This is a genomic window from Rhizobium sp. Root149, assembly GCF_001427345.1.
Classification (GTDB): domain Bacteria; phylum Pseudomonadota; class Alphaproteobacteria; order Rhizobiales; family Rhizobiaceae; genus Neorhizobium; species Neorhizobium rhizoryzae.
Genome location: NZ_LMGD01000012.1, coordinates 727,542 through 752,058 on the forward strand (window position 1 = coordinate 727,542; position 24,517 = coordinate 752,058).

The following is a 24,517-nucleotide window of genomic DNA, read 5'->3' on the forward strand; positions in this document are numbered from 1 at the left end:
TACCGGTAATTATTCGATAACCGGAGTTTACGCCTTGTCGTCAGATCATCAGCCGCCAATCCTTCTCTGGTTTCGCAAGGATCTCCGTCTCGACGACAATGGTGCGCTGTCGCAGGCCTGCGAAAGCGGCAGACCGATTGTCTGCGTCTACATCCGCGAACCGAAGCAGGACGGCATCGGTCCGCTGGGCGGTGCTCAGGAATGGTGGCTGCATCACTCGCTGGATGCATTGGCTGCAGCGCTTGCCGACAAGGGCAACAGGCTGATACTGCGGAGCGGCGAAGCAGCCAAGGTGCTTTCCGGACTGGCCAAGGAGACGCAGGCCGAAGCGCTCTTTTATAACCGTCACTATGAGCGTGATGCGGCCGACAAGGATATCGTCGGTGCCCTGAAGTCGTCAGGGCTGGAGATCAAGCGCTTTCGTGGCCAGCTACTGCACGATCCAGAGACGATGAAGACCGGTTCTGGTGGTGCTTACCGGGTTTATTCGCCGTTCTGGCGCGCGCTGGAGAAGGATGGTGAGCCGCGCGATCCGGTGTCGGCTCCATCCAAGATCGCCGCGCCGGGCTCTTTCCCCAAATCGGAGGCGCTCAAGGACTGGAGCCTGCTGCCGACGAAACCGGACTGGGCGACCGAGTTCGGACGGATATGGCAACCGGGGGAAGCAGGCGCGCACAAGAAACTGAAGCGTTTCCTGAAGAAGCCGATACAGACCTACAAGAGCGATCGCGATCACCCCGGTCTTGAGGATGCGACATCGCTGCTTTCCCCTCACCTCGCCTTCGGCGAGATTTCGCCCGCCCGGATCTGGCATGAGACCAAGGGGCTGGAGGCAACGAATGACGTCATCCATTTCCGCAAGGAACTGGTCTGGCGGGAATTTTCCTACCATCTTCTCGTCGAGTTTCCGAAGCTTGCCACCGATAACTGGAACGATAAGTTCGATGCCTTTCCGTGGCATTTCAGCAAGGCACAATTTTCTGCCTGGACCAAAGGCATGACCGGTTACCCGATCGTGGATGCCGGAATGCGCCAGCTTTGGCGCCATGGATACATGCATAACCGCGTTCGCATGATCACCGCATCTTTCCTGATCAAGGATCTGATGATCGATTGGCGCAAGGGCGAGGAATGGTTCAAGGACACGCTCGTGGATGCGGACCCAGCCTCAAACGCCAGCAACTGGCAGTGGGTCGCGGGATCCGGCGCTGATGCCTCCCCCTTCTTCCGGGTCTTCAACCCGATCCTGCAGGGCGAGAAGTTCGATCCGAATGGCGATTATGTCTGCCGTTTCGTGCCGGAACTGCGCAAGCTGCCGAAGAAATATATCCATCGACCCTTCGAGGCGCCAAAGGAAGTTCTGGAGCGTGCCGGGATCAAACTTGGCGAGACCTATCCCAAGCCCATCGTCAATCACGGTGAGGCGCGTGACAAGGCACTAGCCGCCTACGCACATGTGACGGGCCGCAGCAGTGACGCAGATCCACGCGATTGAGCATTCGACCGTTTAGATGTGACAAGGGCCGGAGGATAATCACCACCGGCCCTTTGGATTTCAATCTGGTACCTGATCAGACCAGTCGGCTCTGTTCCAGCGCCGCCGTGATGAAGCTGGAGAACAGCGGATGCGGATCCAGCGGGCGGCTCTTCAGTTCGGGGTGATACTGAACGCCAATGAACCACGGATGGTCTGGATACTCGATCGTTTCCGGCAGCAGCCCATCCGGGGACATGCCCGAGAAGACGAGGCCGCAGTTTTCCAAACGGTCCTTATAGTCCACGTTCACCTCATAACGGTGACGGTGACGCTCGGAGATATCCGTCGAGCCATAGATCTCTGCGATCTTCGTGTCGCGCTTCAGCGCCGCCTTGTAAGCTCCCAAGCGCATGGTGCCGCCCAGATCGCCGGCCGCCGAACGCTTCTGCAGCTCGTTGCCCTTGACCCATTCGGTCATGAGACCAACGACAGGCTCCTTGGAAGGACCGAACTCGGTGGAGCTTGCGTCTTCAATGCCAGCGAGATTGCGCGCTGCTTCCAGAACCGCCATCTGCATGCCGAAGCAAATGCCAAAATACGGCACGTTGCGCTCACGCGCAAAGCGGGCTGCGTTGATCTTGCCCTGTGCGCCGCGCTCACCGAAGCCACCAGGCACCAGAATGCCGTTGACCTTCTCGAGGTAGGGCGCCGGATCTTCCTTTTCGAAGATTTCCGACTCGATCCACTCAAGCTTGACCTTGACCTGGTTCGCGATGCCACCGTGATAGAGCGCCTCGATCAGCGACTTGTACGCATCCTTCAGGCCGGTGTACTTGCCGACGATCGCAATGGTGACTTCGCCTTCCGGCGTACGGATGCGGTTCGAAACCTCTTCCCAAGGCTCCAGACGCGGCTTTGGTGCCGGCTCGATGCCGAATGCCGCCAAGACTTCCGAGTCCAGGCCTTCCTTGTGGTAGGCCATCGGCACGTCGTAGATGTTGGAAACGTCCAGCGCCTGAATGACAGCGGACGGACGGACGTTGCAGAACAGCGAAAGCTTGCGGCGTTCCGCTTCCGGGATCTCGCGGTCGGCACGCACCAGCAGGATATCGGGCGCAATGCCGAGCGCCTGCAGTTCCTTGACCGAATGCTGCGTTGGCTTGGTCTTCAACTCGCCGGCAGCCGGGATGTACGGCATCAGGGTGAGATGCAGGTAGACGGCGGTTCCGCGCGGCAGTTCGTTGCCAAGCTGACGGATCGCCTCCACGAAGGGCATCGCCTCGATGTCACCGACGGTGCCGCCGATTTCGCAGATCACGAAATCATAGTCGTCATTGCCCTCGACCACGAAATCCTTGATCTCGTTGGTGACGTGCGGAATGACCTGAACCGTCGCACCGAGGTAATCCCCGCGCCGTTCCTTGTCGATGATGTTCTTGTAGATCCGACCCGTGGTGATGTTGTCGGTCTTGGTCGCAGAGCGTCCCGTGAAACGCTCGTAGTGACCGAGATCGAGGTCGGTCTCCGCACCGTCATCGGTTACGAAGACTTCGCCGTGTTGAGTCGGGCTCATGGTGCCCGGGTCAACGTTGAGATAAGGATCGAGCTTACGTAGCCGAACCCGATAACCTCTCGCCTGTAGCAAGGCTCCGAGGGCTGCGGCCGCAATTCCTTTTCCGAGGGAAGAAACCACGCCGCCTGTGATGAATACATATCGCGCCATGGGAGTCACCGGATACCTTTTCACGATCGATTCCGCCAGCCCAAAAATTCTTCGGGACGGTTAAAGCTGTGGAATCTGAACAAAAGAAAACCGGCAGGCTTTTCGACCTGCCGGATGATGGGAGCTTGACGCGGCTTAGTTGCCGGTCGGAACAGAAGACGGATTTGCCGGAGCCGGGGCCGGAGCTCCCGGTGCAGGCGCTGTGCCATTTGCCGGTGCACCAGGCGTTGCCGCCGGACCGAGCGAATCGAGGATTCCGTTGCCCTGACCCTGCTGCGTTGCCGGGATGCGGTTCAGAATGTCCGTCGGGCGAGACTCGTGACGCGCCATGATTCCAAGCGCCATGGAGGTCACGAAGAACAATGTCGCCAGGATTGCGGTCGTGCGGGTCAGAGCATTTGCCGTGCCGCGCGCCGACATGAAGCCGGAACCGCCGCCAATGCCAAGGCCACCGCCCTCGGAACGCTGGATCAGCACCACGCCAACAAGCGCAAGCACGATCATGAGATGAATAACGATCAATACGGTCTGCATATCAGTCCAGTCCTGCGCGCGGGTTGCGGCACATATAAAGCTTTGCCGGTCCTTTAGCTCAGCCGGACCGGCATTCCAAGGGGCTAGTGCCGATTAAACGCGATTTAACGCACCAATGCCTCATACGCGCCATAGATGGCGAGGAAGTCTGGGGCTTTCAAGCTGGCGCCGCCAACGAGAGCACCATCAACATTGCTGATAGCCATCAGTTCCGCGGCGTTGGAAGGCTTCACCGATCCGCCATAGAGAATGCGGAATTTCGCGCCTTCCGCACCGAAGCGGCTCTTCAACTCATCGCGCATAAAAGCATGCGCCTTTTCGACATCGTCAACGGTCGGCGTGAGGCCAGTACCGATGGCCCAGACAGGCTCATAGGCGATAACCGTGTTCTCGGCATTGGCATCGTCAGGCACCGAGCCTGCAAGCTGGCGCTTGAGAATCTCCAGCGTCTGGCCCGCCTTGCGCTCATCGGCCGTCTCGCCAATGCAGATGATGGCGGTCAGATCGGCTGCATAGGCGGCTTCGGCCTTGATGCGAACGAGATGATCGGTCTCGGCGTGGTCCACCCGACGCTCGGAGTGACCAACGATGACATAGGTGCCAAAGCAATCGGCAATCATTTCGGCGGAGATGTCACCGGTATGAGCGCCGGATTTGTTCTGATGGCAATCCTGCGCGCCGATCATCAGCGGGCTGTCGGTGCACAAGGCCGTCGCCACATAGAGAAGCGTTGCAGGAGGGCAGATCAGCGCGTCAACCTTCTCAGCCAGCGGGCCGCTCACTCCGGCAGAAATCGCCTTGATCTGATCGAGCGAGTCCCGCGTTCCGTTCATCTTCCAGTTTCCCGCTACAAGCGGACGAACATCCGGCGTCATATCTGCGAATTCCCTTATGCTCCCGGCCAGCAGTCGCTGGCCACCCCGTTGACCTGATCGAACCGTCATAACCGCAATGCGGCCGCAAGCCCATTGCTTTCATAGGATCCGTTTCAGGAATGTCGGTTTAGCGGATGCGGTCGAAGGATCAACCTGCCGCGAGCATAAAATTGAGAATTTCCCGCCAATCGCTCATCCGGATCGGCGTTCCATGGCCGCCGGTCTGAAACAGCCGGAAAATCGTCGGATAACCGGCCTTTCGCATCTTTCGGTACAGAGCGATCTGCTCCTCCGCCTTGTAAACGCTATCGGCGCTGCCATGTGAAAAATAGACCGGGATCTTCAGCTTGGCCGCAGGCGTCGTCAGGAACCCCGGATCCGACGGGCCGCCCATGACGACCAGACCCTTCAGATATCGAACGGCTTCCTTGTCACGCGTCACACTCTGGCAGATGAAGTTGCCCATGGAGGCGCAGGCAAGAATGACAGGACGACCGGATGACAGCTCGAAAACATGCCGAATGAGGGCGGCGATATCGGCCGCGCCATTGGGATCGAAGGATTTGACCGAGGGGGCGTAATAGGCACCGCCGCTCTGCACGACGAGATTTTTCAGCCGGTTGAAGTTGCCGCCGAAAGTGTAGTCATTCACTCCGAGGCGACGATCCCCGCCCCTGCCATGAATGAAGATGATGGTGAATGTGGCGTCACGCATGCGCCCGACGCGCGCAACATCGAGGCGGCTGGAGGCAATCGTCAGCGTTTCGTTGGCCTGAAACTCCCGCACTCCAAGATCGACATAGTCTCGCTTGACGCGACGCTCCGGCTCCTCATCGCGCTGGTTGATGTCGCGCAGTTCCTGATAATCGAGCACCTTGAAGGCGCCTTCATCCTCCGTCTTCAGGACCGCTTGGGAAGAGAACAAGGCATCCTTAAAAGGGCGAACCGGCCCGTCTGCCGCTGCCGTAGCGGACGCGAACAAGCACAGGCAGAGGGCCACCAGTACGCGCAAACTCAAATGATCTGTGGACATAGGCGACCGGTTTCGTTTCCTTGAAGCAGCACGACTTGCGTTCTTCATCGCTGCGGCGCAAATCCTGATGCGAACCATTCGTGAACGAACAGGTCGCGAGACGCCGTTTTATCTGGCACACTCGCCAGCGATTCGAAAGCCGATAAGGGCAATCAACGCGACTGCGTTCAGCATGCCATCCATTCAAGGCAAGGCCAGCGAACCCATATGGATAATAACGACCTTTTTGCCAGTCTCCCCGCGCAGCCGGCAAAGCCGTCAGAGCCGAAGGGCAAGACCGAGGCTACCGCCAAGCCCGCGACGGTTGCGGCAAGCACTGCGGCACCTTCCCCTGCGACCAACCCCGACACCTATGATGCCTCGTCGATCCGGGTTCTGGAGGGTCTGGAGCCGGTCCGGATGCGCCCCGGCATGTATATCGGCGGCACGGATGAAAAGGCGCTGCACCACCTGTTTGCCGAAGTCATCGATAACTCGATGGACGAGGCTGTGGCAGGTCACGCCAATTTCATCGAAGTGCATCTGGATGCTCAGGGTTTCCTGACGGTCACTGACAACGGTCGCGGTATTCCGGTGGAAAACCATCCGCAGGTGCCGGGCAAATCCACGCTTGAAGTCATCATGACCAAGCTGCATGCGGGCGGAAAGTTCGACGGAAAAGCCTATGAGACATCCGGCGGTCTGCATGGTGTCGGCGTATCCGTCGTCAACGCGCTGTCGGATGTGCTGGAAGTAGAGGTTGCGCGCAATCGCAAGCTTTATCGCCAGCGTTTTTCCCGCGGCGTTCCGCAGGGTGGCCTGGAAGAGCTGGGCGATGTGCACAACCGTCGTGGCACGCGCGTGCGCTTCCATCCCGACCCGCAGATTTTCGGAGAGCATGCCAAGTTCGATGCGGGCCGTATTTTCCGCATGGCGCGCTCCAAGGCCTATCTTTTTGGTGGCGTTGAAATCCGCTGGAGCTGTGATCCGGGCGTCGTTGTCGCCGGCGGTGAAATACCGGATAAGGCCGTGTTCCATTTTCCGGGCGGGCTGAAGGATTATCTCTCCGCGACACTTGGCAAGGACTTTACCGTCACCCGTGAGATCTTTTCGGGCAAGACGGAAAAGACCGGTGGTCATGGTGCACTGGAATGGGCGGTTACCTGGTATGGCGGAGACCCGCAGATCCACTCCTACTGCAATACGATCCCAACACCCGAAGGCGGCACGCATGAGGCGGGCCTGCGCATTGCTCTTCTCAAGGGTCTGAAGAATTATGCGGAACTGACGCAGAACAAGCGTGCCAAGGACATCACTACCGACGACGTGATGATCTCGGCTGTTGGCATGCTTTCGGTGTTCATCCGCGAACCGGAATTCGTTGGCCAGACGAAGGACAAGCTTGCCACCGTTGAGGCACAGCGGATAGTCGAAAATGCATTGCGCGATCCCTTCGATCACTATCTCGCAGGCAATCCCGGCGAAGCAGCCAAACTTCTCGACTGGGTCATCGAGCGCGCGGAAGAGCGCCTGCGTCGCCGCAAGGAAAAGGAAGTCAACCGCAAGACCGCCGTTCGCAAGTTGCGCCTTCCCGGCAAACTGGCCGATTGCTCCCAGAATACGGCGGAAGGTGCGGAATTGTTTATCGTCGAGGGTGACTCGGCTGGTGGCTCCGCGAAGCAAGCCCGCAACCGCATGAACCAGGCCATTCTGCCGCTGCGTGGCAAGATCCTGAACGTGGGTAGCGCCAGCCGCGAAAAGCTATCGGCAAACCAGCAGATCGCGGATCTCATTCAGGCACTGGGCTGCGGGACTCGAACCAAATACCGGGACGAGGATCTTCGCTACGAGCGCGTGATCATCATGACCGATGCGGACGTCGACGGCGCCCATATCGCCTCGCTGCTGATTACCTTTTTCTATCAGGAGATGCCGGAGCTGGTGCGCGGTGGACACCTGTTCCTCGCGGTGCCGCCGCTTTACGTGATCCGTCAGGGTGCGAAGACAGTCTATGCCCGCGATGACGTGCATCGTGCGGAACTGATGGAGACCGTGTTCAAAGGCAAGAAGGTGGAAATCGGTCGCTTCAAAGGCCTTGGCGAGATGATGCCCGCCCAGTTGAAGGAAACCACCATGGACCCCGCCAAACGCACGTTGCTGCGCGTGGCGATCGATGAGGTAGATTTTGAAGGCACACGCGAAGCCGTCGATAATCTGATGGGTACCAAGGCGGACGCCCGCTTCCGCTTCATCCAGGAGCGGGCTGCCTTCGCAGACAATCTCGATATCTGATGATTTCGTGAAAACGTCCGTATCGGGTTTCAACAACCCGATACGGACCTAGTGAACATTGTCTCGTGCCGCAAGAACGCGCAGAACCGCGCCGACAAGAGCTGTCGCCTCGTAAGGCTTGCGCACGACCGGAGCCGAGAAGCTGGCCGGAACGACGGAACGATCGCTGTAGCCCGTGGCGAAGATGAATGGCACGCCACGCCGCTCAAGTTCTTCTGCAATGGGAAGCGAGGTACCGGTACCGAGATTGACGTCGAGAATGGCGACATCCGGCGTAAAATTCTTCAGCCGCTTCATCGCTTCATCAACCGAGGGTGCGGTCGTGACGTTGTGCACACCGTTCTCTGCCAGCATGATCTCGACGTCAGCAGCGACCAGCATCTGGTCTTCAACCAGCAGAACTTCGATCTCCTGCAAGGTGTCACTGATCTCTCGCGTCGAGGCGGAATTGAGATCCGCATCCGAGACCGTCTCGGCACCCTCGCCGCCCTGAACGTGCTTTGCAGGAACCAGAAACCGCGCGTTTAGTCCACCTTCCAGATATTCAACCGAACTGTCGCCAGAGAGTTCGTACGGAATGCTACGCTCGATCAGAACTGTACCGAAACCAGCGCGACTGGGCTTTCTCACCAGTGGTCCGCCAGACTCGCGCCAGGAAATCTCCAGATCTCCCGCCTCGGTGCGCTTCCAGTTCACGTCGAGCCGACCGCCGACTTCGGACAGGGATCCATACTTGGCCGCATTCGTAGACATTTCATGGAGCACGAGTGCCATGACGGAGAAGGCGCGGCTATCCAGCCAGAATTCGCCACCTTTCATCAAGATGGTACGATGTTCGCCACTATAGGGCTTGAGTTCAGCCTCAAGCAATTCCTTCAGAGATCCCCCGTCTGCTCCGCGCACAACCTGATCATGCGCGAAAGACAAGGCTTGAATTCGCCCCTTCAGAGTCGAAACATACTCGCCAATGTCACGCCCTTCCCGGACCGGATGACCGACAAGCGCCTTGATGACCGCCAGGATATTCTTGACGCGGTGATTCAATTCCTCGTTCAGCATGCGCTGGCGCACATCCGCTTTGCCACGCTCATCCGCAAGCAGTTCATTATGATGCAGAACGACCTCGACCAGGACAGCGCGAATGGCTTCTGCGATCTCCCACTCTTCCTCCGTCCAGCGTTGAGCTTTCAGGTGAACCGTTTCCTTCCAGATCGCGAAGCTTTTGCGCGGAGTCAGTCGATCGCCCAGCGGTCCTATCTCGTAGGATTTCTCGGGATTTCCGGCCCAGTTCAGCGTCTGGACTAGCTCTTTGCGGAAGAAGAAGAGGTAGTCCTTCGGTCTTTGCGACAGGGGTATGGCCAGAACACCGCAGGCGGCAGAGGCGTAGGATGCTGCTTCCGGCAAATGTAGCGCCAGTTGATCCGTCCCCCAGATACGTCCACCGGAGGCTGTTCCGACCAGTTCCGCAATCTTGGCAATATCCGGCAGCGGCGGCACAGATCCCATGCTCGTCCAACCACCCTCAAGCCACAGCCCAACACCGTCGCTCGGCATGATATGCGCGAATTCAGGCAGGGAATCGCGCAGCAATTGCGTGATGTCGGCGCTCTGGGAAGCGGCCTGAAGGAAGCGATCCAGCGAACGGCGCGCACGGTTGGCTGTGTCCAGAATTTGTTTCTGTTTCAGGGCGCTCAGATGCAGTGATAAAAACTCGCCAAACATTTCTGCGGCCACCCGCTGCTGCATGGCCAGAGACTTGGGCGAATAGTGATGGCAGGCGACAAGTCCCCACAGCTCCCCGTCAACGACGATGGAGATCGACATGGACGCCGCCACGCCCATGTTGCGGAGATATTCGCAGTGGATGGGCGATACGCTTCGCAAGTGAGCGAAGGACAGATCCAGCGGTTCGTCCGATGCGCGACCATTCGACACAATTGGAATGCGCTCGTCCTGCGCGTCGGAAATAATGCGTATGGTGTTCTTCAGATACAGGATACGAGCCTGCTTCGGGATGTCGCTCGCTGGAAAATACTGTCCCTTGAAGCTCTCGAGATCGCGACGCTTATGCTCGCTGACGACCTTGCCGGAACCATCATGTTCAAACCGGTAGATCATGACACGATCATAGGCCAGCATCGCAAATATCAGGCGAACCGACTTGTCGACGAGTTCATCGATGCCTCCAATCGATCGCACACGGCTGATGAGCATTCGTGCGGTCTCGAGAGGTTGGTCAGAATGTTTGGCGTGCGGCTCGAACTCCATGAACGCACCCTGAGGCGTCCTGTGAACCGCTGCATCGAACAATCCGCCAGGAAGCTCGAGTCCCATTCGCAACGCTGGGCGGCTGGGGTCATCACTTGTCGCCAGTGCATTGCGCAGCGTGTGCGCTACATCCGGCCCCACAGCGTCCTCAAGCCGACTGCCTTCGACCGGTGCCAGGATACCCAGCATGTCTGCAGTATTTGCGGAGTAAGCAAGAACGTCGCCGCCGGTACCATCGCAAACGATGAGAGCGCCATGCGCCTGGATGCTTCCGGGTATGTGGATCGGTTCCCGGTCGCAATTTGTCAGATCGACCTTTGGCGCTTCATTCATTCACATTGTCCTTGAAGGCCGTCTCTGCCCATTGGAAGGCCAGGTCTGAAGCCCCTATTACCTTGTTCATATCGACATCGGGTGCGGCATCGAGGATCTGAAGGAAACGGGAAAATCCATCCGATGCGGCTTGACCCTGAAGATGCCTTGCCCCGTGCGTACCGCTCAGTCCGAGCTCATTTGCCCTGCGGTACAAAACGCGCGCGCCCAGCGTCGAGCCCTCCAGTACGTAGAGCGTACCCAGCAGGCTTTCCAGATCGGCGGTTAAGGAAATTGGATCCGCGGGCTTTTTCGGCGCGAGGGCGAGATCGTTCATATCCGCGACAATAAGAGGGCTTATGGCCTGAGGACGCCAGGTTCCGAATTCAACGGGGAAACGGCATGATAACATTTGGTCATCCAAGGGCCTGCGAAAGGCATGCAGACCTTGCAAATAGGCCTTGTAATGTACCAATGTACGAAATGAGCCTACGGCAGCGTCAACCGCTGCATGGCGATCTGACGTACGCTCCCGCAGGAGGAAGCGGCGTGACGATGGGGGCATGTATTGTAAAGCTGAGTTGACGTTACCCATATTTCTAGCGCATCTGCGCTTTACGGCAAGCTTGAATCTTCAATATCTCTAATCTTAGCTCTCGTCAGGTGCGCCTGGAGACAAACGAGAGACGCAAACAGGATGGCAGTCAATCGTGCGTGAGAATGACAGACCGAGGACGGAACCGCGCTGGCTGGGGCCCGTCGCGCCAATGCGCATAGCGCTCATTCCGCCCATATCGGCTGCGCGATGGCTTCTCATTCTCATAGTCTTTGCCGGGATCTACTTCTTCCACGGCTTCGTCATCCCTGTTCTCGCGGCCCTCGTCATCGGTTTTGCGAGTTGGCCGCTCTATCGCGATCTGTTGCGTCGCGTCGGCGGCAACACGACCATCGGCGCGACCATCGCCATTATCTGCGTTTTAAGTTTCATCATCATCCCCATCAGTATCGCTCTGACCTATGCGATCGGTGAATTGCGGGACTGGATTGGCTGGGCACTCCAGATCAACCGGGTCGGGTCTGCGCCGCCACAATGGATCGTGGAACTGCCGGTCGCTGGTGAATGGCTTTCAACGCAATGGGAGCGCCACATAGGCGAACCGGGCGCCATTGGCCAACTGGTTCAACTGGTCAGCGGCGCCAATATCGGCAACATCTACCGTGCGGTGATCGCTGCCGGGGATGGCGCGTTTCACCTGCTTCTGACGCTGCTGTTCATGCTGATCGCCCTGTTTTTCGTCTATCGTGACGGTGCGGCCTTCGCGCGCCAGATGGATTTGCTGGGCGAGCGCATTCTCCCCTCGCGGTGGGAGCGCATATCGCGGGTGGTCCCGGCTACCATAAGCTCTACCGTGACCGGCATGACGCTGATCGCCATCGGTGAAGGCATCATTCTTGGCATTGCCTACTGGATCGCCGGCGTTCCGTCCCACGTAACACTCGGTGTATTGACCGGCATCATGGCTTTGATCCCCGGCGGCGCGCCCTTGTCGTTCACGCTCGTATCGATCTATCTCGTTGCCAGCGGATCGCTTTTCGCAGGCGTTGCCTTGTTTGTCTGGGGCTCGGTCGAGCTTTTCATCGTCGACAAGACGATACGCCCGCGCCTGGTCGGCGGCCCTATCAAGCTTCCATTCCTGCCGACCTTCTTCGGCCTCGTGGGCGGTGTGAAGACGCTCGGTTTCCTCGGCCTGTTCATCGGCCCGGTTCTGATGGCGCTGCTCGTTGCGATCTGGCGTGAATGGATGCGTGAGATCGAGCTTTCATCAAGCGCTGATGCAGTAGAGACCCCGACCGTCCCGGAGCCTCCCAAACGCCTCAAGGCTGATCCGGCCCCCATTAACGAAGGCGCTTCTCCATAAACAGGCTGAGTGGATCAAGCTTGTAGCCGCCGAATGGCGGAATCTCCTCGTATCCGGCATTCCGATAGAGGCCAATCGCCTCTGGCTGGTAGATTCCGGTTTCGAGACGGATGATCGATATGGCAAAGCGCCGGGCCTCGCTTTCGAGCTGATCAAGCAGCCGCTTGCCGAGTTTCAATCCTCGTGCCGATCCGTCAACGAACATGCGCTTGATTTCTGCCGTGCCATCATCATGCCGGACAAGGGACGCACAGCCAACAATGTCGTCACCCCGACGCGCCACGAAGAACGAAACCGTCTCGGCTTCCAGTTCCTCGATCGGCAGCATATGGTTGCTTTCGGCAGGGTAGAGCGATGCGGCGTAGGCGTCGGACAATTCGAGCAATCTCAGCACACCCGGCTGCCGAGGCGCTTCTCGTTGAATGACCAAATCCTGCATTGCCTGTCCTGCCTGCCTTCACAAAGTCGCTATGCTGCGTCTTAACGTTCTTACAAGATCATATGCAAGGAAGTTCATATGCGCACCGCGATGGTCATCATGACGATACTTGGCTGCGACGACAGCGCCACGGACTGCCAATATGTGGCAACGCTTAATCAACGCTGGCCCAGCGTCGAACTGTGCAATGCAGTTTCTGAAAAGGAATTGGGCCGGTTCGCCAATGTTTCCTACCCCGTCGTCATTGCCGTTTGCCAGGATCCGACCGTGGCGAGCGCATCCCCGACCGCACCGAAATCTACCGACACACCAGACGCCCCTGCACCGACACCGGAGGAAACAAGGCAGGAGGAACAGTCGATGGCCGCCAAGGCCATGGACCGTGTAAAGACAATCCTGCCGACGCGAGATAACGTCGAGAGCCTGATCAAGGGACCGGTACGGATTGTGGAAAGTGGGTATTCCTGGGTCGCCCAGCGACTGCGCTAGGCAGCGTAGGCAGTCTGCTCAGCGTAAGCGCGGGCCATATCCCTGTATTCCTGGCGCTGCAGTGACTCGACGATGTCGAGAAGCTCGTTGATGGTGGTGTAGGTATCAACCGTGCGCGGATACCGTTCGATCAATGCGTCGAAGATTCCCTCGCCGCTGCCTTGCACCTCCCGCAGTTTCTCGCGCCAGAGCATGGTCGCCTCGACAAAGACTTCCGAGATTTCACGAGACAAACCGCAGGATTCGTAGAGAGCGCGGATCGCATGCTTTCGGCCGGTTGCCATAATGGAGCGAACGCGACGATCGTCCAGGCCCGAAAGGTCCGTCATGGCAGCAGCAAAGAATTCAATCCGTCCCGAGCATAGCGCGTGCATGAGAAAGGCCGACGTGAGGCGCCCATCCTCACGCATCGTCTGCACCAGCAGCGGAATTTCATCCGACAGAGCGTTTCCGACGAGACGTAGCGTGGCGAGCGTAGCCGCCTCTTCAGTCAGGTATGCAATGCGCGGTGCACTCAACGTCGCCTGCACCAGCAGCGAACCGGCCAATGCGCGGCTGATTTCGCGGACGAGAACATCGCGCGCTTCCGCGGGGAGATCCTCGCGGTCCAGAAGCAGGTTCCGCACCTCGCAACTGCGGGCGTGGCGCTCTGCCAGCCGCTTGAGTACGTATCGGGAGAGATCGGCCGAATCGTTTTCCAACAGGATGACGGCCTCAGCCGTATCACCAATCTCGGCAATTGCTGCCGCGACGCCGCGGCCCAGTTCAGGACGGGCCGCAATTAAACCGCGGGTCATGCTGGATCCTCGACCTGCAATGTCGACTAGATCCATATCCGTCAGTACCGGTGAAAACGTAATGACAGGACATGCGATATCCGGCTGGTCCTCAGCAAGTGCCAGCACCACGGCGCGTGGTGCTGACGGCTCTTCAGCAAGGCTCTCGGAAAGCGCGAAGCGAACGGCTGACGAAGGGTCATCCAGCAGGTGAATCATGGCATGCAAGGCCGCCTGCTTTTGCGGATCATCCGGACGGAGACGGAAGTAGGCCTTGGCCAAGGCGCGCGCTGCCTTGGCGCGATCTGCCGCGCCTGCTGTTTCCGCCCATCGCAAAAAAGCCTGGATAATCAACTGACCTACCTCAAACGCCGGAGCGACTCTACGCTCTCCATTCGTCCATGAGGCCAAGCTAGTCAGAAATAGTTTACGATCGGTTCACCATACGCCTTAAGGATCGTGAAAAGAGGCGAACAGCCTTCGAATATAATCAATTCCCAGCGTATGTGTGGGTCTTCAGAGCAACCCCTTCGCGCGTAGCAAGACAGAATTGGTCGCTCTCAGGCAAAACAGCCTGCACTATCGCATCAGACCCTACTAATACTCAAAGGTTTCTATCGAGTCGGCCGTTGCAGTTGAAAAACATCGCTGCCGCCATCCGCGTAATCCATGTAGCCCATGCGAGCTACTGGCTTGGCCAAGGCCATATCAATGCGACCATCTCGAACAATGATCTCACTGAGATGGATTCCGACTACCTGACCGAACACAATAACCGACTCGGACATGGTTTCATTCAAGCCCTTCGGTCGAAGGACCTCCGTCACCTTGCATTCGAGCGCAGCATAGGCCTCGGCCACGTATGGAGCGTCCACCAGCTCACCAAGTTTCGGCGTCAGTCCAGCGAGATCGAATTCGTTGACACCATAGGGCACCGGCGCAGAGGATGCGTTCATCGGTTCGACGAGATTGCGGCTGACGAGGCTTGCGGTGAAGACGCCCGTCTCTTCGGCGTTCCGGCTACTGTGTTTCGGCGTACTGGATGAGAACATCACCATCTTTGGATTGTCCGAGACGATGTTGAAAAACGAATAGGGCGAGAGGTTCAGCGAACCATCCCTGCCCTTCGTACCGATCCACCCGATGGGTCGCGGCGCTACAATGGCCTTGAACGGGTCGTGCGCAAGACCATGCTGGTTGAGATCGGTGGTATAAAACATTACTCGCTTCCCTCACCAACCCAGCTGACAATGTCCTTGAGTTCAGGGCGCGGACGGTCGGTTTGCGGGAACGTCGTGGAGCCGATGTAAACCAGACCAGCGATTTTTTCTTCCGGCTTCACGCCAAGAACGGTCTTGGCATCGGCGTCATAGGCGACCCATTCGCTCAGCCAATTGGCGGCATAACCATGGGCATTGGCAGCCATGAACAGATTGAGGCAGACGGCGCCAGCAGACAATTCCTGTTCCCAGACCGGGATCTTGACGTGCTCCGCCGCAGTGCTGACCACAGCAATGACGACTGGAGAACGCGTCAAGCGCGACCGCTCGATCTGCCGGGCTTCTTCGGTCATTTCGGGGTTCTTCTTCAGCGCAATGGACAGAAGCTGCTCGCTAAGTTCTGCCCTCGCCTGTCCCCGATAAACGATGAAACGCCAGGGAGCGAGCTTGCCGTGATCAGGAACGCGTGAGGTGAGCGTCAGGATCTGCTCCAGCTCGGTCCGGTCCGGGCCCGGTTCCGTCATCTGGAGCGCAGGAATGGATCGACGCGTACTGAGATAATCGAAGAGTGGCTTCTGAATGGGCATCCGACGACTCTGTGAATGGAGGGATCTTGAAATTGCCGCTAGGTTGGTTTTGAAGTGACGTTTCAGAATTCAAGAGTCAACGGTCAGCAACCACTATGAACGCAGTTTCTCGGAAGGTCTCGCTCTCGATGGCGCTGCTGGCGGCGCTTGCCCTGGCGCCATCCGCTCATGCTCAGGACGCATTCCAGCCTTTCAAGCAGTTGGAAGGCACGCCAAAGATGCCGAAACTGAATGCTTTTACAGCGCCATCTGCCCGTAAGGTTCCGGCCCTGCGCGATGTGACGCTGGAAGCGAAGTTGACGGCAGATGGAACATCTCTCCAGACCGGGCTCAACTGGCGTGTATTCAGCCCGAGCGCCGGCCCGGATGGCAAGCTTCAGCTTGTTGCCTCCTCGGAAGGCGGCGAAGCCCATCTTCAACTGGCGCCAGGTGATTATTTCGTCAACGTCGCATTCGGACGCGCTGGTATCACAAAGCGACTGAGTGTTCCGGAAAATGGTGACGTCAAAAAGCTATCGTTTGTTCTTGATGCAGGCGGTCTTGTGTTGAATGCCGTTGCGGGCACTGATCAACGGATACAGGCCAACAAGCTGAAGTTCTCGATCTATTCCGCGGAGGTGCGCGAAGACGGCGAGCGTGCGCTTGTGATGGCCAATGTGAAGCCGAACACGATCATCCGGCTGAATACTGGCACCTATCACATTGTTTCAGAATATGGCGACATCAACGCGAGCGTTCGGGCTGACCTTCAGGTCGAGGCAGGCAAGTTGACCGAGGCGACGCTGCAGCACAAGGCGGCGCAGATTACCCTCAAGCTTGTTTCTCAGCACGGCGGCGAAGCCGTGGCTGATACCGCATGGTCTGTGCTGACTGCCGGTGGCGACGTGGTGAGTGAAAGCGTCAGCGCTTTCACAACCATGGTGCTGGCGGAGGGCGAATATACCGCCGTCGCTCGCAACAAGGACAAGATCTATCAACGAGAGTTCACCGTTCAGTCCGGCAAGAACGCGGATATCGAAGTTTCCATGAAGGAACAACAGGCGTCCGTCGTCGGTCAGGATTGATCACCGTGATCGCTTGAAAAAAACCCCGGTGGATCGCTCCACCGGGGTTATTTGTTTTACTCGGCAGCCATCTTGCGTGCTGCCTGACGCCGCTTGACATCCGGCGGCGTTGCTTCTTCCGAAAGCGATGCAACGGCATCTTCCAGCGACATCGGTGTCTGTGCCTGCGAACCCAGACGGCGGATGTTGACTGAGCGGTTTTCGGCTTCCTGACGACCACAGACAATGATGACCGGAACCTTCGTGACCGAATGCTCGCGGATCTTGTAGTTGATCTTCTCGTTGCGGAAGTCCTCTTCCACAATCAGGCCCGCATCGCGCAGTTGCTGGGCAACCTCGCGGCCATAATCATCCGCATCGGAGGTGATCGTTGCGACGACCACTTGAAGCGGTGCGAACCACAGCGGCATATGCCCGGCGAAGTTCTCGATCAGGATCCCGAGGAAGCGCTCCATCGAGCCGCAGATGGCGCGGTGGATCATGACAGGCTGGGTCTTTTCCGAGTTCGCATCGATGTAGAACGCACCGAAGCGCTCTGGCAGGTTGAAGTCCACCTGCGTCGTTCCGCACTGCCAGTCACGGCCAATTGCGTCCTTGAGAGTGTACTCGAACTTCGGCCCGTAAAATGCGCCCTCACCTGGCAATATTCCGGTTTTGATGCGTCCTCCAGACTGCTCTTCGATCGTCTTTAGAACATCCATCATGACCGATTCCGCGCGGTCCCAAAGCTCATCGGATCCCACGCGCTTTTCTGGACGGGTGGAGAGCTTCACCACGACTTCCTTGAAGCCGAAGTCCTCATAGACCGACAGGATGAGATCATTGATGCGCAGGCATTCGGCTGCCATCTGCTCTTCCGTGCAGAATACATGGGCATCGTCCTGCGTGAAGCCGCGAACGCGCATCAACCCATGCAATGCGCCGGATGCTTCGTAGCGATGAACGAGACCAAATTCCGCAAGGCGAACAGGCATTTCACGGTAAGACTTCAAGCCATGCTTGAAGATCTGGACGTGACCCGGGCAGTTCATCGGCTTCAAGGCGAAGACGCGATTATCGGCTTCCTTGTCATCCGGATGGGTAAACGCGTAAGCCGATTTCACGGCGAACATGTTTTCCTGATACCAGCCCCAGTGACCGGAGGTTTCCCATAGCGAGGCATCGAGAACCTGCGGCGCGTTGACCTCTTCATAGGTGTTGGCCAGACGGCGGCGCATGTAGGCGGTCAGGGTCTGGAACATGCGCCAGCCCTTGCCATGCCAGAACACGACGCCCGGACCTTCTTCCTGAAAATGGAACAGATCCATCTCGCGGCCAAGCTTGCGGTGATCGCGCTTCTCGGCTTCCGCAAGTACGTGCAGGTACTGATCCAGTTGCTCCTGCTCTGCCCAGGCTGTGCCGTAGATACGGGTCAGCATCGGACGGGTGGAATCACCGCGCCAATAGGCACCGGCCACCTTCATGAGCTTGAAGGCCGTCCCAATCTGTCCGGTCGAGGCCATGTGCGGACCACGGCAAAGGTCGAACCAGTCGCCCTGAGCATAGATCTTGACGTCCTGATCTTCCGGGATCGCATCAACGAGCTCGACCTTGAAGCTCTCACCCTTGGCAGCAAACACATCCTTGGTCTTCTGGCGTGACCAGACTTCCTTGGTGAAGGGTTTGTTGCGACCAATGATCTCCTTCATTTTCTTTTCGATCTTCGGCAGATCGTCGGGCGTGAAGGGCCAGTCTTCCTTGGTGTCTGGGTGAACGCGCTTGAAGTCGTAGTAGAAGCCGTTCTCGATCACCGGACCGATCGTGACCTGCGTGCCGGGCCAAAGCTCCTGGACGGCTTCCGCCATCACGTGCGCAGCATCATGGCGAATGAGTTCCAGAGCGCGCGGATCTGTGCGGGTAATGATCTCGATCTTGCCATCGGAAACAGGGTCCGACAGGTCGCGGACTTCGCCGTCGATCGCAATGGCGATGGCCTTCTTGGCCAGCGACTTCGAAATCGACTCAGCGACCGCAAGCCCGGTCGCACCGGCTTCATACGAACGGACAGAGCCATCAGGGAATGTGAGGGAAACGGACATTATATTCTCCTGTTATCCAGTCCCGCCAACGAATGCGGGTGGGTAAATCGCGCCGCTTATTGCGACATCCAACGCGCGGGTAGATACCCGCGAAAGCGCGGCGAGTAAAGGCTAGGCTGGTTAGCTCCTGTAGCCCCAAAACGCCAGTGCGCCCTCCGGCAATTGGCCCAGCATCGCCCTCAGCTTTGTCTCATCCACATGGCGACGGATCGCAATCGTCACATCCTCAATCGCCGAGGGGGTGGAGAGATTGTGGTTGTGGCGCAACTGGCGCACTTCAGCCATCATCTGCTCATGGGTCTCGAAAGGCTTCAGCGGCTCATCCGTATTCCAGTCACTCACGAAAATGGCGCGAACGACGGGCGGCAGAATGCCAGCGAACTCAATAGCCTGCGGCAGTGTCAACCGGCGTCGAAAAACCTGCAAAACGGCCTGCAACATCGTGTAGGCCTGATGGCGAGTTTTCAAAAGAGATATGTCCAGCAGATCAGACATGAAGGCGTCGAAATCAGTCGATGCCTGAAAATATTCCATCGGCATCGGCATGACGGTTACTCCTGTTCTGTATGTGCTGTGGTTGGATCTGCGCGGCTGTAGCGCCAGGGTGTCCACCATCGCTGGTGTTGAGGCCGGTTCTCCGGTACGGGATCCAGCCCGGACGAGCCGAATGGCCCGCAACGGGCGAAACGATAGGCCGTCATCCAGCCCCCGAACCAGAGACCATGGCGCGCGACGGCCTCGTAGCCGAACTCAGAACATGTGGGGATGTGACGACAGGAATTTCCGATGAAGCCGGAGAGCGTCAATTGATAGAGGCGGATCAGGCCCATTCCGACAAGACGATCCGGCGTTTTGCGAAAAGGACCGGACCAGTTCCGACCTCTTCTCCGCGGCTTTTCATCCTCGTCATCATGCAGACCAGAACAGTGCTGGCACATGCGTCAGACCGCCTGCGGCTGCGCTTTGGCTTCAATCTGATCGAGACAGTCTACCACGGCATCGAAGGTCAACATGGTCGAGGCATGTCGGGCCTTGTAGTCCTTTACGGGTTTCAGAACGCGCATTTCCTCAAAACGACCGACGGGTCCTTCACCATCTTCCTTCAGCATGGCCAGCATGTCCCGACGTGCCTGACGAATTTCGTCAACAGAGGCACCAACGACCACCCGCGCCATGGCCGATGAAGACGCCTGTCCCAAAGCGCAGGCGCGCACCTGATGTGCAAAGTCGGTCACGATCCCATTGCGCACCTTCAGGAAGACGCGCACCTTCGAGCCGCAGAGCTTCGAGTGCTTCTCGCTGGTCGCATCTGCATCATCGAGCGTACCGGCACGCTGGATGTTGCCTGCCAGTTCAAGAATTCGACTGTTGTAAATATCGTCCATGCCGAAGAATCCTGACGCTACCTGCGTCGCTTGCCAGTGGACAGTGTGTGCTTCAGCCCGCCGACTGGTCGTCCATAGTCTCATGCTCTATATGATGATGGATACGATCGGTTCAAGAAACATGTTTCGCCAAGTCTTCAATCGAGAGTAACTCGTATCTTGTAAAAAGGGATCCGACAGGTCAGATAACGCGTAGCCTGCTTTGAACGTCATTGCAGTTCAAAGAACTTCGGCAGGTGCGGCCTTGAACCGCACGGGAGATATGAACATGGATTCAGTCGTGAAGAATTTCCCTGCGGGGCAGAAGCAACCTCGCCCGACACAGCAAGAGGCCGAGGATGCGGTGCGGGTTCTACTGCGCTGGGCCGGCGACGATCCGTCCCGCGAGGGCCTGATCGACACGCCGAAGCGCGTCGCCAAATCCTATCGTGAACTGTTCGGTGGTTACGACCAGTCACCGGAGGAAATTCTTGGCCGTACCTTCGAGGAGGTCGGCGGCTATGACGACATGGTCCTCGTAAAGGACATTCCGTTCTATTCCCATTGCGAGCACCACATGGTGCCAATTATCGGCAAGGCTCACGTGGCTTACCTGCCGAAGGGGCGTGTTCTGGGGCTCTCGAAGATAGCCCGCCTTGTGGAGGTGTTCGGCCGCCGATTGCAGACCCAGGAGAACATGACCGCACAGGTTGCTCAGGCGATTCAGTCCGGTCTGGCACCGCGCGGCGTTGCGGTGATGATCGAGGCGGAGCACATGTGCATGGCCATGCGCGGCATTCAGAAGCAGGGCTCGACCACGCTTACGACGACATTTACCGGCGAATTCAAGGAAAAGGCTCAGGAACAGGCCCGTTTCCTCAGCATGATCCGTCGCTGATACAGGCTTACAGAGAGTTTCATGACCATCCAGTTTGAACCGGCACCCTCCGACAAAACGCAACTTGAGGGCAACGGTGTTTTCACGCCGCGCTTTGACGACCATGGTCTGGTAACTGCCATCGTGACAGACCATCGCGATGGTGAACTTCTGATGGTTGCCCACATGAACAGCGAGGCGCTGGCTCTCACTATCGAGACCGGAATCGCGCACTATTACAGCCGTTCGCGCGCAAAAATCTGGAAGAAGGGCGAAACATCCGGCAATCTTCAGAGCGTGGTCGAGCTTCTGACCGATTGCGATCAGGATGCCGTGTGGCTGAAGGTGCAAGTGGCCGGACATGATGCCAGCTGCCACACCGGACGTCGCTCATGCTTCTATCGCGCTGTCGAACTTGTGGACGGCGAAGCAAAGGTAAGGATCGTTGATGAGCATCGTCATTTCGATCCGGACGCGATCTATTCGGACAAGGGAACCGATTAGGCAACTGCTTCGTTTTTCGGCAAGTCTGACGGACATGAACTGATTCTAAACCAGTGTCTGCGTTCAATGGTAGTCTGGCTTACATAGCCTGAAGGGCGGGATCAGATGCTGAACTGGAACTGGAATCGCGGTGAGGCTCCGACATCCGGAGCAGATGCAAATGGCGGCGGCAACAAGCCGCCTCATACTCCCGAACACAAACCCAAAAAGCCGAAGCTTGCTCTGGCACTGGGCGGCGGTGCCGCCAGAGGCTGGGCGCATATCGGTGTCCTACGCGCGCTGGAAGAGGCAGGCATCGAGGTCGGCATGGTTGCCGGCACTTCCATCGGTGCGCTGGTGGGCGGTTGCTATCTCGCCGGCAAGCTTGATGAACTCGAAAACTTCGCGCGCTCGCTTACCATGCGGCGCATCGCCGGCCTGCTGGATCTGACCATTGGCGGCGGCGGCCTGCTGGGTGGCATGCGGCTGACGAAACGCATGCAGGAGCATCTCGAAGACGTCGCTATCGAAGACCTTGATCGTCCGTTCGTGGCCGTCGCGACCGAACTTCACAGTGGTCACGAAGTGTGGATTACAAGTGGCTCGCTGATCACCGGCCTTCGCGCATCCTACGCCCTTCCCGGCATCTTCGAACCGGTGAAATGCAACAACCGCACGCTTGTGGACGGAGCACTGGTCAATCCCGTGCCGACATCTGTCTGCCGGGCCTATGAGCAACCGCTCGTGGTCGCCATCAATCTGAACTATGACATTTTCGGCCGATCCGCCGTCGTCAAACACAATGCAAGCGTTCAGCCCGTTCATCAGGGACAGCACACAAAGGTTCAGGAAGCACGAATTGGCATGACTGGCACGATGGTGCAGGCATTCAACATCATTCAGGAGCGAATCTCACGCGCGCGCCTGGCGGGAGACCCGCCCGATCTCGCGCTTCATCCACGCCTCAGCGATATAGGTCTTTCCGAATTTCACCGGGCCGGTGAAGCGATCGACCGCGGCTATCAGGAGGCCCAAAGCCGCATTACCGAACTGAAGCGGATGCAGGAGATATTCACTCTTCCCTGACAAAAGGCAGCCGCCCCACCGGGCGGCTGGTGTGTTCTCAGCTGGCGATATAGGCCCGGATATGCTCGGCCTCGGCCTCAACTTCCTGAATGCGAGCCTTGACGACGTCGCCAATGGAAATGATGCCGGCAAGCTTGCCGCCGCTTTCCACAGGTACGTGACGGAAGCGGCCACTGCTCATGATTTCCATGAGTTCGTTCAAGGTGGTTTCTTCCCGGCAGCGCGTCACAGACGTAGTCATTGCCGATGAAACCGGATTGGAAAGAGCCGCCGGACCCTCTTTCGCAACGCAGCGGACAAGGTCACGCTCCGTGAAAATCCCGGCAATCCGATCTTCGAGACTGGTGACGACGATCGCGCCAATGCGCTTCTGCTCCAGGATCTTTGCGACCTCCTCAATGGTCGCATCGCGTGACACGGTCACGACATCCCGGCCTTTTCTATCGAGCATGTGCTTCACGGAGATAGACATCAATTCCTCCTATTGATCAGCTCTTCGAAACCCTCGACTCGCTCCTCCAAGCGTTTCGAAAGTCTTACGATGGTGCTCCTCAATAGAACGGATTGCAAGCAGCGCACGAGGAGCATACCGGAGAGCGATGCTCCTGCATCGGTCGAGGATTGCGACAAAGTCGGTGGAGGAAATCCGGCCCATCCAGAGGACCGGGCGCTTTTGCTCTTCGGACGTCGTCGAAAATCCGCGCCGGACCTTCAGGTCCGACTGTGGTTTTCTTCTCGCCGCAAACCAAAATCGCTCCGGCGCAATCGGTCCCTATCATCGACATTTGGTATCAGCCTCTGTCAGGCCTTGCGGCGACGCCCGGATCGAAGGCCGAAAACAGCAGGTAGCCAAAGAGGAAACCGCCGATATGCGCGTCCCAGGCGATGGCGGAATCATCCCCGCCCACGAGCGGAATGCCCAAGGCGATCAGCACGTTTCCGAGGAACCAGAGGATGGTAAAAATGAAAACCGTTCTGTTGCGCATTGCGCCGACAATTCCCTGGCGCGGCAGGAGATGAACATCGCGTCCAAACATGCCGGTGCCACTGGCGGGAAACGCGAACCGACATGCGGCGCCCATCAATGCGGAAATCACACCCGATGCGCCGATCAGGATCGTCTCCTGCCCCCAGTTCAGCGCCGCGTGGAAAAAAGCGGAACAGGCAGCCGACAAGGCCCAGAAAACCATGAACCGCTTGAAGCCGATGCGACGAAAGACCGGCGCACCAAAGGCTGCGAGCCAAAGACCGTTAAAGGCCAGATGCTCGACGCTTCCGTGCAGGAAAGAGTAGGTGACCGGAGTCCAAAGCCACTCCAGCCCCTGCCCCGATAGCGGAAACACATACCGTAGCGGAGTAAAGGCAAGCTCGAACAGGAAGTATGCTCGCATCTCGTCGGACAGCACGTAAGCATCCAGGACGAAAAGAATAATTAGAAGTCCGAGAATTGCGAGCAATGGTCCCGGCAGGTTGATCGCCGGTTCGCGGCGCTGCGAGTCGCGGCGATGATCTTCATTCATACCACGATCGCGGTGAATGCCTCGCTGCGCGGGGGTCTCTTCCTCTGGCGGGGGGGCTCCCCAGGGCGTTTCGGGCGGTTTTTCCATGCGGGTCGGGTTCCTCTGCCGAAATCTATTAGCAG

The 24,517-nt window shown here is 58.0% G+C and carries 24 protein-coding genes; 8 read left to right on the top strand and 16 right to left on the bottom strand.

Going from position 1 to position 24,517, the window contains the following annotated elements:
- Window positions 1–34 precede the first annotated feature (34 nt).
- A complete protein-coding gene (locus ASD54_RS10365) occupies window positions 35–1,495 on the top strand; it encodes a deoxyribodipyrimidine photo-lyase (RefSeq protein ID WP_062554479.1) in 1,461 nt (486 codons plus the stop codon).
- A 76-nt stretch (window positions 1,496–1,571) separates the two neighbouring features.
- Here ASD54_RS10365 and ASD54_RS10370 read toward each other — a convergent pair whose 3' ends face one another.
- The 4 genes from ASD54_RS10370 to ASD54_RS10385 all read right to left on the bottom strand — a co-directional run bounded on the left by ASD54_RS10370 (window position 1,572) and on the right by ASD54_RS10385 (window position 5,642).
- A complete protein-coding gene (locus tag ASD54_RS10370) occupies window positions 1,572–3,200 on the bottom strand; it encodes a CTP synthase (protein ID WP_062554480.1) in 1,629 nt (542 codons plus the stop codon).
- Window positions 3,201–3,335: 135 nt separating this feature from the next.
- The gene (gene secG / locus ASD54_RS10375; RefSeq protein WP_062554481.1) at window positions 3,336–3,734 is read right to left on the bottom strand and encodes a preprotein translocase subunit SecG; all 399 of its coding nucleotides are present in this window, start codon (window positions 3,732–3,734) and stop codon (window positions 3,336–3,338) included.
- A gap of 104 nt (window positions 3,735–3,838) precedes the next feature.
- Complete coding sequence (gene tpiA / locus ASD54_RS10380; protein ID WP_062554482.1) at window positions 3,839–4,609, bottom strand: triose-phosphate isomerase; 771 nt, start codon at window positions 4,607–4,609, stop codon at window positions 3,839–3,841.
- Between the two features lie 148 nt (window positions 4,610–4,757).
- Window positions 4,758–5,642: a phospholipase gene (locus tag ASD54_RS10385; RefSeq protein WP_062554483.1), complete on the bottom strand. Its 885-nt coding sequence runs from the start codon at window positions 5,640–5,642 to the stop codon at window positions 4,758–4,760.
- A 207-nt stretch (window positions 5,643–5,849) separates the two neighbouring features.
- Between ASD54_RS10385 and parE the strand changes: the two genes are divergently transcribed.
- Window positions 5,850–7,913, top strand: a complete 2,064-nt coding sequence (gene parE, locus ASD54_RS10390) for a DNA topoisomerase IV subunit B (protein ID WP_062554484.1) — start codon at window positions 5,850–5,852, stop codon at window positions 7,911–7,913.
- Window positions 7,914–7,961: 48 nt separating this feature from the next.
- Here the strand turns inward: parE and ASD54_RS10395 are convergent, their stop codons facing one another.
- Together ASD54_RS10395 and ASD54_RS10400 are read right to left on the bottom strand one after the other, a co-directional pair.
- Window positions 7,962–10,514, bottom strand: coding sequence for an HWE histidine kinase domain-containing protein (locus ASD54_RS10395; protein ID WP_062554485.1), 2,553 nt, complete (start codon window positions 10,512–10,514; stop codon window positions 7,962–7,964).
- Window positions 10,507–10,905, bottom strand: a complete 399-nt coding sequence (locus ASD54_RS10400; RefSeq protein WP_062554486.1) for a biliverdin-producing heme oxygenase — start codon at window positions 10,903–10,905, stop codon at window positions 10,507–10,509. The genes ASD54_RS10395 and ASD54_RS10400 overlap by 8 nt, the downstream gene beginning before the upstream one ends.
- Before the next feature lie 355 nt (window positions 10,906–11,260).
- Here ASD54_RS10400 and ASD54_RS10405 point away from each other — a divergent pair, with 355 nt between their 5' ends.
- On the top strand, window positions 11,261–12,412 hold the full coding sequence (locus ASD54_RS10405; RefSeq protein ID WP_082547167.1) for an AI-2E family transporter: 1,152 nt from the start codon (window positions 11,261–11,263) through the stop codon (window positions 12,410–12,412).
- Here the strand turns inward: ASD54_RS10405 and ASD54_RS10410 are convergent.
- Complete coding sequence (locus ASD54_RS10410) at window positions 12,390–12,851, bottom strand: GNAT family N-acetyltransferase (protein WP_062554488.1); 462 nt, start codon at window positions 12,849–12,851, stop codon at window positions 12,390–12,392. The genes ASD54_RS10405 and ASD54_RS10410 overlap by 23 nt on opposite strands.
- Before the next feature lie 78 nt (window positions 12,852–12,929).
- Here ASD54_RS10410 and ASD54_RS10415 point away from each other — a divergent pair, with 78 nt between their 5' ends.
- Window positions 12,930–13,340, top strand: coding sequence for a hypothetical protein (locus ASD54_RS10415; RefSeq protein WP_062554489.1), 411 nt, complete (start codon window positions 12,930–12,932; stop codon window positions 13,338–13,340).
- Here the strand turns inward: ASD54_RS10415 and ASD54_RS10420 are convergent.
- The 3 genes from ASD54_RS10420 to ASD54_RS10430 all read right to left on the bottom strand — a co-directional run bounded on the left by ASD54_RS10420 (window position 13,337) and on the right by ASD54_RS10430 (window position 15,923).
- Window positions 13,337–14,470 carry a DUF2336 domain-containing protein gene (locus tag ASD54_RS10420; protein ID WP_062554490.1) on the bottom strand — a complete coding sequence of 378 codons (1,134 nt, stop codon included), beginning with the start codon at window positions 14,468–14,470 and terminating at the stop codon, window positions 13,337–13,339. The two genes, ASD54_RS10415 and ASD54_RS10420, sit on opposite strands and share 4 nt — an antisense overlap.
- A gap of 260 nt (window positions 14,471–14,730) precedes the next feature.
- Window positions 14,731–15,336 (bottom strand): flavin reductase family protein, encoded by a 606-nt coding sequence (locus ASD54_RS10425; protein ID WP_062554491.1) that lies wholly within the window; start codon window positions 15,334–15,336, stop codon window positions 14,731–14,733.
- Window positions 15,336–15,923 carry a nitroreductase gene (locus ASD54_RS10430; protein WP_062554492.1) on the bottom strand — a complete coding sequence of 196 codons (588 nt, stop codon included), beginning with the start codon at window positions 15,921–15,923 and terminating at the stop codon, window positions 15,336–15,338. Before ASD54_RS10430 ends, ASD54_RS10425 begins: the two co-directional genes overlap by 1 nt.
- 95 nt (window positions 15,924–16,018) lie before the next feature.
- On the opposite strand from ASD54_RS10430, the gene ASD54_RS10435 reads away from it, so the two are divergent.
- Window positions 16,019–16,987 carry a hypothetical protein gene (locus ASD54_RS10435; RefSeq protein ID WP_062554493.1) on the top strand — a complete coding sequence of 323 codons (969 nt, stop codon included), beginning with the start codon at window positions 16,019–16,021 and terminating at the stop codon, window positions 16,985–16,987.
- A gap of 56 nt (window positions 16,988–17,043) precedes the next feature.
- Here ASD54_RS10435 and thrS read toward each other — a convergent pair whose 3' ends face one another.
- From thrS to ASD54_RS10455, 4 genes are all read right to left on the bottom strand, one after another.
- A complete protein-coding gene (thrS, locus tag ASD54_RS10440; protein ID WP_062554494.1) occupies window positions 17,044–19,065 on the bottom strand; it encodes a threonine--tRNA ligase in 2,022 nt (673 codons plus the stop codon).
- A gap of 120 nt (window positions 19,066–19,185) precedes the next feature.
- The gene (locus tag ASD54_RS10445; RefSeq protein ID WP_062554495.1) at window positions 19,186–19,611 is read right to left on the bottom strand and encodes a DUF2267 domain-containing protein; all 426 of its coding nucleotides are present in this window, start codon (window positions 19,609–19,611) and stop codon (window positions 19,186–19,188) included.
- Between the two features lie 5 nt (window positions 19,612–19,616).
- Window positions 19,617–20,003: a membrane protein insertion efficiency factor YidD gene (yidD, locus tag ASD54_RS10450; protein ID WP_062554496.1), complete on the bottom strand. Its 387-nt coding sequence runs from the start codon at window positions 20,001–20,003 to the stop codon at window positions 19,617–19,619.
- Between the two features lie 3 nt (window positions 20,004–20,006).
- A complete protein-coding gene (locus ASD54_RS10455) occupies window positions 20,007–20,450 on the bottom strand; it encodes an iron-sulfur cluster assembly scaffold protein (protein ID WP_062554497.1) in 444 nt (147 codons plus the stop codon).
- 268 nt (window positions 20,451–20,718) lie between these two features.
- On the opposite strand from ASD54_RS10455, the gene folE reads away from it, so the two are divergent.
- From folE to ASD54_RS10470, 3 genes are all read left to right on the top strand, one after another.
- Window positions 20,719–21,327 (top strand): GTP cyclohydrolase I FolE, encoded by a 609-nt coding sequence (gene folE / locus ASD54_RS10460; RefSeq protein ID WP_062554498.1) that lies wholly within the window; start codon window positions 20,719–20,721, stop codon window positions 21,325–21,327.
- 21 nt (window positions 21,328–21,348) lie between these two features.
- The gene (gene hisI, locus ASD54_RS10465) at window positions 21,349–21,810 is read left to right on the top strand and encodes a phosphoribosyl-AMP cyclohydrolase (RefSeq protein ID WP_062554499.1); all 462 of its coding nucleotides are present in this window, start codon (window positions 21,349–21,351) and stop codon (window positions 21,808–21,810) included.
- Window positions 21,811–21,915: 105 nt separating this feature from the next.
- Window positions 21,916–22,875 carry a patatin-like phospholipase family protein gene (locus ASD54_RS10470; RefSeq protein WP_062554500.1) on the top strand — a complete coding sequence of 320 codons (960 nt, stop codon included), beginning with the start codon at window positions 21,916–21,918 and terminating at the stop codon, window positions 22,873–22,875.
- A gap of 37 nt (window positions 22,876–22,912) precedes the next feature.
- On the opposite strand, the gene ASD54_RS10475 is transcribed toward ASD54_RS10470, so the two are convergent.
- Together ASD54_RS10475 and ASD54_RS10480 are read right to left on the bottom strand one after the other, a co-directional pair.
- Window positions 22,913–23,347, bottom strand: coding sequence for a CBS domain-containing protein (locus tag ASD54_RS10475; RefSeq protein ID WP_062554501.1), 435 nt, complete (start codon window positions 23,345–23,347; stop codon window positions 22,913–22,915).
- 319 nt (window positions 23,348–23,666) lie between these two features.
- A complete protein-coding gene (locus ASD54_RS10480; RefSeq protein ID WP_062554804.1) occupies window positions 23,667–24,395 on the bottom strand; it encodes a rhomboid family intramembrane serine protease in 729 nt (242 codons plus the stop codon).
- Window positions 24,396–24,517 lie beyond the last annotated feature (122 nt).

Coding starts and splice junctions, on each gene's coding strand:
- ASD54_RS10370 (WP_062554480.1), bottom strand. CDS start 3,200: ATGGCGCGATATGTATTCATCACAGGCGGCGTGGTTTCTTCCCTCGGA.
- secG (WP_062554481.1), bottom strand. CDS start 3,734: ATGCAGACCGTATTGATCGTTATTCATCTCATGATCGTGCTTGCGCTT.
- tpiA (WP_062554482.1), bottom strand. CDS start 4,609: ATGACGCCGGATGTTCGTCCGCTTGTAGCGGGAAACTGGAAGATGAAC.
- ASD54_RS10385 (WP_062554483.1), bottom strand. CDS start 5,642: ATGTCCACAGATCATTTGAGTTTGCGCGTACTGGTGGCCCTCTGCCTG.
- parE (WP_062554484.1), top strand. CDS start 5,850: ATGGATAATAACGACCTTTTTGCCAGTCTCCCCGCGCAGCCGGCAAAG.
- ASD54_RS10395 (WP_062554485.1), bottom strand. CDS start 10,514: ATGAATGAAGCGCCAAAGGTCGATCTGACAAATTGCGACCGGGAACCG.
- ASD54_RS10400 (WP_062554486.1), bottom strand. CDS start 10,905: ATGTTATCATGCCGTTTCCCCGTTGAATTCGGAACCTGGCGTCCTCAG.
- ASD54_RS10405 (WP_082547167.1), top strand. CDS start 11,261: ATGCGCATAGCGCTCATTCCGCCCATATCGGCTGCGCGATGGCTTCTC.
- ASD54_RS10410 (WP_062554488.1), bottom strand. CDS start 12,851: ATGCAGGATTTGGTCATTCAACGAGAAGCGCCTCGGCAGCCGGGTGTG.
- ASD54_RS10415 (WP_062554489.1), top strand. CDS start 12,930: ATGCGCACCGCGATGGTCATCATGACGATACTTGGCTGCGACGACAGC.
- ASD54_RS10425 (WP_062554491.1), bottom strand. CDS start 15,336: ATGTTTTATACCACCGATCTCAACCAGCATGGTCTTGCGCACGACCCG.
- ASD54_RS10430 (WP_062554492.1), bottom strand. CDS start 15,923: ATGCCCATTCAGAAGCCACTCTTCGATTATCTCAGTACGCGTCGATCC.
- ASD54_RS10435 (WP_062554493.1), top strand. CDS start 16,019: ATGAACGCAGTTTCTCGGAAGGTCTCGCTCTCGATGGCGCTGCTGGCG.
- thrS (WP_062554494.1), bottom strand. CDS start 19,065: ATGTCCGTTTCCCTCACATTCCCTGATGGCTCTGTCCGTTCGTATGAA.
- ASD54_RS10445 (WP_062554495.1), bottom strand. CDS start 19,611: ATGCCGATGCCGATGGAATATTTTCAGGCATCGACTGATTTCGACGCC.
- yidD (WP_062554496.1), bottom strand. CDS start 20,003: ATGTGCCAGCACTGTTCTGGTCTGCATGATGACGAGGATGAAAAGCCG.
- ASD54_RS10455 (WP_062554497.1), bottom strand. CDS start 20,450: ATGGACGATATTTACAACAGTCGAATTCTTGAACTGGCAGGCAACATC.
- folE (WP_062554498.1), top strand. CDS start 20,719: ATGGATTCAGTCGTGAAGAATTTCCCTGCGGGGCAGAAGCAACCTCGC.
- hisI (WP_062554499.1), top strand. CDS start 21,349: ATGACCATCCAGTTTGAACCGGCACCCTCCGACAAAACGCAACTTGAG.
- ASD54_RS10470 (WP_062554500.1), top strand. CDS start 21,916: ATGCTGAACTGGAACTGGAATCGCGGTGAGGCTCCGACATCCGGAGCA.
- ASD54_RS10475 (WP_062554501.1), bottom strand. CDS start 23,347: ATGTCTATCTCCGTGAAGCACATGCTCGATAGAAAAGGCCGGGATGTC.
- ASD54_RS10480 (WP_062554804.1), bottom strand. CDS start 24,395: ATGAATGAAGATCATCGCCGCGACTCGCAGCGCCGCGAACCGGCGATC.